At 71.0% G+C, this 10,651-nt stretch carries 8 protein-coding genes; 6 read left to right on the forward strand and 2 right to left on the reverse strand.

The genetic code is table 11. The features are described 5' to 3' along the window. Positions 1-10: 10 nt before the first annotated feature. The 6 genes from O7613_RS24655 to O7613_RS24680 all read left to right on the forward strand — a co-directional run bounded on the left by O7613_RS24655 (position 11) and on the right by O7613_RS24680 (position 6,635). Positions 11-1,099, forward strand: a complete 1,089-nt coding sequence (locus tag O7613_RS24655) for a PHB depolymerase family esterase (protein WP_282290238.1) — start codon at positions 11-13, stop codon at positions 1,097-1,099. A 58-nt stretch (positions 1,100-1,157) separates the two neighbouring features. Then, a complete protein-coding gene (locus O7613_RS24660) occupies positions 1,158-2,384 on the forward strand; it encodes an ABC transporter ATP-binding protein (protein WP_282290239.1) in 1,227 nt (408 codons plus the stop codon). Continuing rightward, complete coding sequence (locus tag O7613_RS24665) at positions 2,381-3,214, forward strand: ABC transporter permease (RefSeq protein WP_282290240.1); 834 nt, start codon at positions 2,381-2,383, stop codon at positions 3,212-3,214. Before O7613_RS24660 ends, O7613_RS24665 begins: the two co-directional genes overlap by 4 nt. A gap of 29 nt (positions 3,215-3,243) precedes the next feature. After that, a complete protein-coding gene (cysD, locus tag O7613_RS24670) occupies positions 3,244-4,218 on the forward strand; it encodes a sulfate adenylyltransferase subunit CysD (protein WP_282290241.1) in 975 nt (324 codons plus the stop codon). Next, the gene (locus O7613_RS24675) at positions 4,218-5,522 is read left to right on the forward strand and encodes a GTP-binding protein (protein ID WP_282290242.1); all 1,305 of its coding nucleotides are present in this window, start codon (positions 4,218-4,220) and stop codon (positions 5,520-5,522) included. The genes cysD and O7613_RS24675 overlap by 1 nt, the downstream gene beginning before the upstream one ends. A 438-nt stretch (positions 5,523-5,960) precedes the next feature. After that, positions 5,961-6,635, forward strand: coding sequence for a response regulator transcription factor (locus O7613_RS24680; protein ID WP_282290243.1), 675 nt, complete (start codon positions 5,961-5,963; stop codon positions 6,633-6,635). A 2-nt stretch (positions 6,636-6,637) separates the two neighbouring features. Here O7613_RS24680 and O7613_RS24685 read toward each other — a convergent pair whose 3' ends face one another. Beyond that, complete coding sequence (locus tag O7613_RS24685) at positions 6,638-8,830, reverse strand: chorismate-binding protein (protein WP_282290244.1); 2,193 nt, start codon at positions 8,828-8,830, stop codon at positions 6,638-6,640. After that, entirely contained in the window at positions 8,827-10,377 is a 1,551-nt protein-coding gene (locus O7613_RS24690; protein WP_282290246.1) for an AMP-binding protein, read from the reverse strand. The genes O7613_RS24685 and O7613_RS24690 overlap by 4 nt, the downstream gene beginning before the upstream one ends. Positions 10,378-10,651: the final 274 nt, after the last annotated feature.

The raw sequence follows: 10,651 nt of genomic DNA on the forward strand, positions 1-10,651 counted from the left end.
TATTCATATGATGCCTTTTACCGTTATTCGGTCTGATGTCGGGGCGGAGCCTCACCGGTCCGGCCGGCCGGCGACAACCCGCGCCGCGGCCCGCCTCGCCGGGACGCTCGCGCTGCTCGTCAGCCTGAGCACCGTCACCGGGTGCAGCCTCGGTCGGCAGGACGACCAACCCACCGACGGCGGGACCCGCCCGGCGGCCGGCGCCTCCTCCGGTGCGGCGCGCCCCGCACCGGACGTCCCCGTCGGCAGTTCCACCCACACCATCACGGTGGACGGGCGGGAACGCAGCTACCGGCTGTACCGACCCGCCTCGGCCGATCTCACCACGCCGGTCCCGCTCGTGGTGATGCTGCACGGCGCGGCCGGCACCGGCGAGCAGGCCGAGCAGGCGTACGGCTGGACCGGGCAGGCCGACCGGGACGGCTTCCTGGTGCTGTTCCCCGACGGGCTGAACCGTGCCTGGGCCGTCGGCCCGCAGTGCTGCGGCGCACCCGCCCGCGAGGGCGTCGACGACGTCGCCTTCATCACCGAGCTGGTCGCCAGCGTCGGGCGGGACCTGCCGGTCGACCCGGCCCGCCGGTACGTCACCGGGATCTCCAACGGCGGGCTGCTGGCGTACCGGCTCGTCTGCGACACCACCACCTTCGCCGCGATCGGGGCGGTGGCGAGCACGCTGACCGGGGAGTGCCCCGACCCGAAACCGGTCTCGGTGCTGCACATCCACGGCCGAGAGGACCAGACCATGCCGTACGGCGGTGGCCCCGGCCGCCGCGACAACGACGGCACCGGCCGCAACCCGGTGAAGATCGACGGACCGCCCACCCCCGAGCTGGCCGCCCGCTGGCGGGCCGTCGACGACTGCGCCGCGCCGAAGACGACCACCGACGGGCCGGTCACCCGGTCGACGGCGACCTGCGCCGAGGGCCGCGCCGTCGAACTGATCACCGTCGCCGACGCCGGCCACCAGTGGCCCGGCGGTCGCCCCAACCCGCCCCGCGCGGAGAAACTCCTCAACCTCGATCCCCCCTCCACCGCGCTGAACGCCACCGACACCATCTGGCGGTTCTTCGCCGCGCACCCCAAGCCCACCGGCGGCTGATCTGCCTGCCGGCGCCGATGGCATTCCGGCATTCCGCACCCGCAGAACAGGAGTTGAGATGCCCAGCAGAGACGGGCCGGCCGTGGTCGAGGTCGACGACCTCGTCAAGCGTTACCCCCGCACCGACACCAACGCGGTGGACGGGCTGTCGTTCACCGTCGCGCCGGGCGAGATCTTCGGACTGTTCGGGCCGAACGGGGCCGGCAAGTCCACCACCGTCGGCATCCTGACCACCCGGCTGCGGGCCACCGGCGGCCGGGCCGTCGTCGGCGGGATCGACGTGGGCCGGGACCCGGCCGCCGCCCGAGCCCAACTGGCCGTGGTGCCCCAGCACAACAACCTGGACCGGGCGCTGACCCCCCGGCAGAACCTGGTCTACCACGCCACCTACCACGGGGTACGGCGACGCGACGCGCAGGCCCGCGCCGAGGAGTTGCTGGACCGGTTCGGCCTGACCGAACGGGCCGACCGCAGGATCGAGGCGTACTCCGGGGGGATGGCGCAGCGGTTGATGATCGCCCGGGCGCTGGCCCACGAGCCGGCGGTGCTCTTCCTCGACGAGCCGACGAACGCCCTCGACCCGCAGACCCGCCTGCTGATCTGGAGACAGCTCCGGCAACTGCGCGAGCGCGGGGTGGCCATCGTGCTGACCACCCACGCGATGAACGAGGCGGCCCGGGTGGTCGACCGGGTCGGCATCGTCGACCACGGCCGGCTGCTCACCCTCGACACCCCGACCAACCTGGTCCGGGGCCTGGCCGGTGACGCGCTGCTCGACCTGACGGTCACCCCGTCCGGCGGCGACGACCCGGACGCGCTCTGCGCCGCCCTCGGCGAGCTGACCGGCGTACGCAAGGCGGAACGGTTGGCGGCCCCGGCCGCGCCGGCCGGGTGGCGGCCCGGTGCCGGCGGGGCCGGGCTGGCCGGGGCGGGCGGTGGCGCGATGCTGGCCGCGCTCGCCGCCGGGGGCGGCGGTGGGCGGCCGGGCGCCGGCCGGCTGGCCGCCCTGGCCGGCGCGGACCTGCCCGGGCGCGGCGGTGGCGGTGCGGGCCTGCCCGGGGGCGGCGGTGGTGGCCTGCTCGGACGCGGCGGTGGTGGCGGGGCGGGCAATGGCGGTCGCGGCCGGTTGCGCATCCGCCTGCACCTGGCCACCGACCCCGCCGCGCTGCTCGGACCGGCGGTGACCGTGCTCACCGGCCGGTCGGCGGCGATCAACGCGATCGACATCGGCGAACCCAGCCTGGAGGACGTCTTCATCGAACTCACCGGAAGGCAACCGCGGTGACCGCTCTCGACACCCCGACCCCGACCCCGCTGCGTCCGACCACCCAGCCGCGCCCCCGCCCCGGGACCGGGCGGGTGTTCGCCGCCGTGCTGCGCCGCGACCTGATGGTCACCGGCCGGGAACTCTGGGTCATCCTGGTGCAGGTCGGGTTGACCCCGCTGTTCATGCTCTTCGTCTTCAACACCGTCCTGGGCAGCCAGGGCCTGGTCGGGCGAGGCTTCGCCGACGTGTTCCTGCCCGGCGTCATCGCGCTGGCCGCCCTCACCACCGCGTTGCAGAGCGTGGCCCTGCCGCTGGTGAAGGAGTTCGGCTTCACCATGGAGATCGAGGACCGGCTGATGGCGCCGCTGCCGACCGGGTACGTCGCGATCGGCAAGCTGGTCATCGCCACCGTCCGGGGGCTGCTCGCGGCCGTGCTGATCTACCCGCTCGGGGCGCTGATGGTCGGCTCCGCGCCGTGGCGGCCGGCGGGGCTGCCGCTGGCGTTCGTGGTGGCGCTGCTCGGCGCGTGGATCGGCGGGGCGCTCGGGATGAGCCTGGCCACCACCCTGCCGGTGCAGCGGATCAACGTCACCTTCGCGGTGATCCTCACGCCGATCATCTGGACCGGCTGCATCCACTACCCGTGGCCCCGGCTGTCGTCGGTGCCGTGGTACCAGGTGGTCACCGCGCTCAACCCGATGACCTACGTCTCGGAGGGGGTACGCGGGGCACTGCTTCCCGGCGTACCGCACCTGCCGGCCTGGGTGTGCCTGACCGTGCTGACCGGGGTGGCCGTCGTGCTGACCTGGGTCAGCGTCCGCTGCTTCGGCCGTCGGGCGATCCAGTGACCACGTCCACCCCGTACCGAGGAGTTGCCATGGCAGAACCCACCCCCGCCGAATCCGACGCGGCGCCCACCCGCCGGCCCGCCGCCCACGCCGGTGAGCCGCTGCCGGAGCTGCTGGTGTCGCAGCTCGACGAGTTGGAGGCGGAGAGCATCTTCGTGATGCGTGAGGTGGTCGCGGAGATGGAGCGGCCGGTGTTGCTGTTCTCCGGTGGTAAGGACTCGATCGTGATGTTGCGGTTGGCCCAGAAGGCGTTCGCCCCGGCGAACATCCCGTTCCCGGTGATGCATGTGGACACGGGGCACAACTTCCCCGAGGTGCTCGACTACCGGGATCAGCGGGTGGCCGAGTTGGGGTTGCAGTTGATCGTGGCGAGCGTGCCGGAGGCGCTGACCAAGGGCCTGGTCCGCGAGGCGGCGGACGGGACGCGGAACCGAATCCAGACGCCGGTGCTGTTGGACGCGGTGGAGAAGCATCGGTTCGACGCGCTCTTCGGTGGCGCCCGGCGGGACGAGGAGAAGGCGCGGGCGAAGGAGCGGGTGTTCAGCTTCCGGGATGAGTTCGGGCAGTGGGATCCGAAGAACCAGCGTCCGGAGTTGTGGTCGTTGTACAACGGGCGGCATCATCCGGGTGAGTCGATCCGGGTGTTCCCGTTGTCCAACTGGACGGAGTTGGACGTCTGGCACTACATCGCCCGGGAGGGGATTCCGCTGCCGTCGATCTACTTCGCGCATGAGCGGGAGGTCATCGAGCGGGATGGGATGTTCTACGCGGTGAACGAGTTCTTCCGGGCCCGCGCCGGTGAGCAGCCGTTCACCGCCCAGGTGCGGTACCGGACGGTGGGTGACGCCTCCTGCACCGCGGCGGTCCGCTCGAACGCCGACACGGTGGAGAAGGTGATCGACGAGGTGGCCGCGACGCGGATCACCGAGCGGGGCGCGACCCGCGGCGACGATCGGGTCAGCGAGGCCGCCATGGAGGACCGCAAGCGAGAGGGCTACTTCTGATGAGCGTCGACACCCTGGCCCCGGCCGACGGTGAGACCGCCGCGCGGCCGATGGACCTGCTGCGGTTCGCGACCGCCGGGAGCGTCGACGACGGTAAGTCGACGTTGATCGGTCGGTTGTTGTATGACACGAAGTCGTTGTTCAGTGACCAGTTGGCCGCGGTGGAGGCGGTCAGCGCGGCGCGGGGCGACGAGTACACGAATTTGGCGTTGCTGACCGACGGCCTGCGGGCGGAGCGGGAGCAGGGCATCACCATCGATGTGGCGTACCGGTACTTCGCCACGCCGCGGCGCAAGTTCATCATCGCTGACACGCCGGGGCACATTCAGTACACGCGGAACATGGTGACCGGGGCGTCGACGGCGGATTTGGCGTTGATCCTGGTGGACGCCCGTAAGGGTCTGGTGGAGCAGTCCCGGCGGCATGCGTTCCTGTGTTCGCTGTTGCGGGTGCCGCACCTGGTGTTGTGTGTCAACAAGATGGACCTGGTCGACTGGTCGCAGGAGGTGTTCGAGCGGATCGCCGACGAGTTCACCGCGTTCGCCGCGAAACTCGACGCCCCGGACCTGACCGTGGTGCCGGTCTCCGCGCTCCGCGGGGACAACATCGTGTCCCGGTCGGAGAACATGCCCTGGTACGAAGGGCCGTCGCTGCTGCACCACCTGGAACACGTCCACATCGCCTCCGACCGCAACCTCGTCGACGTCCGCTTCCCGGTGCAGTACGTGATCCGCCCGCAGTCCACCACCGTCACCGACTACCGCGGCTACGCCGGTCAGGTCGCCTCCGGCGTCCTGAAACCCGGCGACGAGGTGATGGTCCTGCCGTCCGGGTTCACCAGCCGCATCACCGCGGTCGAAACCGCCGACGGCCCCGTCGACGAGGCGTTCCCCCCGATGTCAGTCACCGTCCGCCTCACCGACGAGATCGACATCTCCCGCGGCGACATGATCTGCCGACCGAACAACGCCCCCATGGTCGCCCAGGACATCGAAGCGATGATCTGCTGGATGGACGAAACCCGGCCCCTGCACGTCGGCGGCAGATACGCCATCAAACACACCACCCGCACCGCACGGGCGATCGTCCGCGACCTGCACTACCGCCTCGACATCAACTCCCTGCACCGCGACGAAACCGCCACCGACCTGAAACTCAACGAAATCGGCCGGATCCGACTCCGCACCACCATCCCACTCCTCGCCGACGAATACCGACGCAACCGCACCACCGGCGGCTTCATCATCATCGACGAAACCACCAACCGCACCGTCGCCGCCGGCATGATCGTCGAAGGCACCTGAGCCCCCTCCCCAGGGCACCAGATTCACGGAAAGAGTGGCTATCCGGGTTTGGATAGCCACTCTTTCCGTGAATCTGCGCCGCAAACCGGTCAAGAGGGCGATGGCTGGCGGCGGGCGTCCGTCGTGGACTGCCACGGTAACCCCCATTAACGCTGAGCCCAAATAGGGCATAAGAGCTTGACCTGCACGAATACGATTCTCGGCATCCGCCCGGATTCCTTCGTGGAGCGTCACGGTCACCAGTCGGAAATGATTTAACAATGCGGATCTGGGGTAGGGGCTTCACGCGCACAGTCAGCCCCGGCAACGGCCGACGTGGCGGCCGGAGGGCGGACCCGGGGTCCGGAGATTGCGACTCGTCGCGAGGATGGGGGCTGATCCCGGTTAGGAGGGGCCGGAGTACGGCCGCGCAGGGGTGGCAGCGGAGGAGGCATCAGCATGGCGCAGGCCAACCGGCCAACCAGCACATCGCCGACCGGGTTACGGGTTCTCGTCACGCTCGGCCCGGAGGTGCTGCGCAAAGGGATCGAGGCGCTCCTCGGCGAACTGCACGCGATCACCGGCGTCCGGGTCGCGTCGACGGTCGGTGAGGCGATGGTGCTGCTCCGGCGGCAACGACCCGACCTGCTGATCGTGATTGTCGAGGATGATGTCCCGGTCGACCGGTTGGTGACCGCCGCCCGACGCGCCGGCGTTCCGACCCTGGCGGTCCTGAGCCGAGCCGGTGACGCACTCCGCGATCGGACGGTACCGCTGGCGGCTGATGGTTTCATCCTGGCCGGGGAGCTCGATCGCCGGTCGCTCAACGACGCGCTGACCGAGCTCTGGAGAGGTGAGATGCCGATGCCGCTCGCTCTCGGCCGGGTCGCGCTCTCGGCGTTGCGGGAGGACCACCGCCCCGCCGACACTCCGGCGCTGACGCCCCGGGAGGGCGAGACGCTGAGGCTGCTGGCCCGAGGGCTGAGCAACCGCCAGATCGCGGGAACGATGGGGATCACCGAGCACGGGGCGAAGCGGCACGTCTGCCACATCCTGGCGAAGTTGAACTGCACCAACCGGACGGAGGCGGTTACGGCGGCCTACCAACTGGGCCTGCTGCCCGCCCGGCGCTGACTTCACCGGACGCCGCTCCTCTCCGGGACGCTGTTCGCCTGCGCCGTCCAGCCGGGCAGCGGTGCGGTCAGCTTCAGACGCATCTCGTCGTACTCGGCATCCGGGTCGGACCCGAGCACGATGGCGCCGCCGGCGCCGACCTGGAGGATTCCCCGGTGCAGGACCGCGGTCCGGATGACGATGTTGAGGTCCACCCCGCCGGTCAGGCCGAAGAAGCCCAGCGCTCCGGAGTAGACGCCCCGCGCCCGATCCTCGATCTCACCGAGCAGCCGCATCGTTCGCGGCTTCGGTGCTCCGGTCATCGAGCCGCCGGGGAAGCAGGCCCGGACGATCCGGGTCGGTGAGACCGATTGGCGCTTGCGGCCACGCACCGTCGAGACCAGCTGATGCACGGTCGCATACGACTCCACCGCCATGAACGACGGCACATGGACGCTGCCGATTTCGCAGACCTGCCCGAGGTCGTTCCGGAGCAGGTCGACGATCATCAGATTCTCCGCCCGGGTCTTCGGTGAGTCGCGCAGCTCGGCTTGCAGTGCCTGGTCCTGCTCGGGGTCGGTGGCCCGAGGGGCGGTTCCCTTGATCGGCTTGGCCTCGACCACCCCGGTCCGGTCGATCCGCAGGAAGCGCTCCGGCGAGGAGCAGAGAATCTGCGTCTCCCCCAGGCGGAGATAGGCGGCGTACGGTGCCGGATTGTGCCGGCGCTGCCGCAGATAGAGCTCGACACCGCACCCGTCGTACGGGGCCCGGAGCTCGTTGGTCAGGCAGATCTCGTAACTCTCTCCGGCCCGGAGCAGATCCAGGCAGGTGCGGATGTCCGCCAGGTAGCGCTCGCGTCCACGGGACAGCCAGCGCTCCGGGTCGTACGTCCGTTCCGGCCCCGCGCGCCCGCCGGTCGACCGACTGGCGTGCCTGTCGGCGTCGTCGACCGGGTGGCCGACGGGTCCGGCGCGCAGCAGGGCGGCCGTGCTGTCCAGCCAGCCGTCCGCGGCCGCGATCTGGGTGTCGGTGGCGCGGCAGAGCGCCAGCAGCCACACCTCACCGGTCTGATGGTCCAGGGCCACCATCCGGGTCGCGGCCATCCAGACCGCGTCCGGGGTCTCGGCGACGTGTCGGTTCGGTGCGCCGCAGTCCGCCTTCATCTCGTAGCCGAAGTAGCCGACGTAGCCGCTGGGCAGGTCGAAGGGAAACTCCCCGCGGTCCGCGATCCGGCGCTCGTCGAGGCGGCGCTGCAACACGGTGAAGATGTCCCCCGGCTCGACGCCGATCCGGACCCCGGTCGGGTCGAGCACCTCGACCATGCCGGTGGTACTGGCGTACCGGAGCACCTCCCCGTCCGGCCCGCCCGGGTGCCCCAGGAACGAAAACCGCGACACGCCGGGTACGACCCGGCTGCTGTCCAGCCAGAATGCGTACGGCCGGTCGCCGGTGATCCGTTGGAAGACCCACTCGGGGTCGACCGTTCCGACCTGCTCCGGCGGCCGCACCTCCGGAGCGGAAGCGCCGGACATCCGTCGGTGGCGCAGCAGCCAACCGCCGGCCTGCTCCTTGGTGGCGCTCGATGCCGGGCCCGGGTCGGCGGCGTCGCCGATCGCGCGCAAACCGTTTGTCGTGCCCTCTCCCACCAGCCGGCGGAAGTTCAGCAGCAACCGGCTGCCGTGCTCGGAGCTCACCGATTCCGGATGGAACTGCACCCCGAACCAGGGACGGAAGCGATGCCGCAGACCCATCACCACCCCGTCCTCGGCCCAGGCGTCGGCGACCAGGTCATCAGGTAGTGGTTCGGCGACGCAGAGCGAGTGGTAGCGGACCGCCACGAAATTCTGCGGCAGACCGGCGAAGAGCCCGCCGTCGTGCCGTATGCGGCTCAGGTGGCCGTGGCGCGGCCGAGGCGCCGGCCCGACAGCGGCTCCGCAGAGGTAGCCCAGGGCCTGGTGGCCGAGGCACACCCCGAGCACCGGCCGGCCGCTGTCGCGGATGATGTCGAGACAGCGACCGATGTCTTCCGGGACCTGTGGCCGGCCTGGACCCGGCGAGATGATCACCGCATCGAACCGCCGTGCGAATTCCGCGGTCAACCGCGGGCTGTCGTTTCGCAGCACCTGCGGCTCGACGCCGTAGGTCTGGGCGATCAGCTGATAGAGGTTGAACGTGTACGAGTCATAGTTGTCGATCAGCAGGGTGCGCACCGTCACGCCACCCCCGAACGCCCGGCGGCGCTCGCTTCCCGGCCGTCGGTGTCGGGTGCGGTGCCGGTGCGCTCCCGCGCGGGTCCTCCATGGCTGCCCTGCTCCCGCAGGGCGAAGCGGCGGAGCTTCCCCGTCGGCGTGCGGGGCAGGGCGGCGAGGCGGGTGACGCCCCGGGGAACCTTGAACGGCGCCACCCGGCCGTCCAACCAGCGAGCGAGGTCGTCCACGGTGGGGGTGTCGGCGCCGGGCACCGGCACGACGAAGGCGTGCAGTCGGGTGGCGCCGGTCTCGTCCGGTCGGGCGGCCACCGCGGCCTCCGCGACCGTCGGGTGCTCCTCGATGAGGTGCTCCACCGGCTGCGGTGCCAGGGTGATCCCGCCGACCATCTCCAGGTCGTCCACCCGACCGTGCAGGGTGTACGTCCCGTCGCCGTGCCGTACTGCCAGGTCCCGGGTACGCAGCCAGCCGCCCACCAGGGTGCGGGCGGTCTCCTCCGGCCGGTGCAGGTACCCGGTCATGACCGTCTCCCCGGCGACCCAGAGTTCCCCCTCGACCTCGTCGGGCACCGCCACCCCGTCACTGTCGAGCAGCCGGAGGCGATGGCCCGGGACCGGGCGTCCGACCGTCCCGACCCGGTGCTCCGTCACGGTGTTCGCGCAGAAGGCGTGTCCGGCTTCGGTGGATCCGACCTGATCGAGCAGCGGGACGCCCAGCAGTTCCCGGGCCCGCGCCGCGAGCTCCGGTCGCAGCGCCTCACCGGCGGAGACGGCGGCCCGGACACTGCCGAAGGCGGCCCGGTCGCCGGCGGCGACGAGTTGTGCGTACGACGTGGGCACCCCGTAGAGCAGGGTGACCCGGTGCTCGGTGACGAGTTCCGCGACCGTCGCGGCTGCCGGGCGCTCCGGCAGCAGCACCGCCGACGATCCGGAGAAGAGGGGGAAGACGAAGGCGTTACCGAAACCGTAGGCGAAGTGCAGCTTGGAGATCGAGAGGGTGACGTCGTCGGCGCTGATGCTCAGCACACCGAGCCCGACATACCGGTGGTACGCCTCCGGGTCGGCGTGCCGGTGGACAGCTCCCTTCGGGTCACCGGTGGTGCCGGAGGTGTACTGCACGTACAGGGGATCGGTGCCGGCCACCGGAACCGCCGGGACCGGATTCACCCGGCCGGCCCGGTCGAGCAGTTGGGTCGGGGAGAGCGTACGGACGTCGAACCGGCCCGCCAGCGCCTCGGGGCAGAGGACGAGACCCGGGGCGCAGTCGGCGACGAGCGCCGTGTGCTCCGGAGCGGCCAGCCCCGGGTTGACCAGGACTGCGACCGCTCCGGCCCGCGCCACGGCCAGGAACGAGACCACCCAGGCGGCGCTGTCGGGGAGCGCCAGGAGCACCCGGTCGCCCGGCCTGACCCCTTCGGCCGCCAGTATCCGCGCGGCCCGGCCGGCCAGATCGTGGATGGCTCCGTGGGACCAGGTCCGGCCCGGCTCGCGGACGGCTGGGCGCTGGCTCCAGCCGCGTTCCGCGCAGCGCCGTTCCAGCGTGGCCGCGAGATTCATGGCGAGAGCCCTTCTGCTGCTGGACGGGTGCGGACGTTCTTGGCGAGTCTGGACGTTCCGGGGAATCCGGCGGAGGCGGAAGTTCCAGGAAGAATGAGAACCGATCTAGACCGTAGAGCGCCGCGGAGGTGGGCGGCAAGTATCTGGTTCGACGTCCAGAGCGGCCGGAGAAATCTTTTTCTGCCACCGGATGTGGGTTTCCGGAGAATGTGCTACCGCCGCCAGCGTTCCTGTTGGGGAACCACTCCGGCGGATTTCGGCGAGGCCATGGGAG

The organism is Micromonospora sp. WMMD975 (genome assembly GCF_029581215.1).
Classification (GTDB): domain Bacteria; phylum Actinomycetota; class Actinomycetes; order Mycobacteriales; family Micromonosporaceae; genus Micromonospora.

Coding starts and splice junctions, on each gene's coding strand:
- O7613_RS24655 (WP_282290238.1), top strand. CDS start 11: ATGCCTTTTACCGTTATTCGGTCTGATGTCGGGGCGGAGCCTCACCGG.
- O7613_RS24690 (WP_282290246.1), bottom strand. CDS start 10,377: ATGAATCTCGCGGCCACGCTGGAACGGCGCTGCGCGGAACGCGGCTGG.
- O7613_RS24675 (WP_282290242.1), top strand. CDS start 4,218: ATGAGCGTCGACACCCTGGCCCCGGCCGACGGTGAGACCGCCGCGCGG.
- cysD (WP_282290241.1), top strand. CDS start 3,244: ATGGCAGAACCCACCCCCGCCGAATCCGACGCGGCGCCCACCCGCCGG.
- O7613_RS24660 (WP_282290239.1), top strand. CDS start 1,158: ATGCCCAGCAGAGACGGGCCGGCCGTGGTCGAGGTCGACGACCTCGTC.
- O7613_RS24680 (WP_282290243.1), top strand. CDS start 5,961: ATGGCGCAGGCCAACCGGCCAACCAGCACATCGCCGACCGGGTTACGG.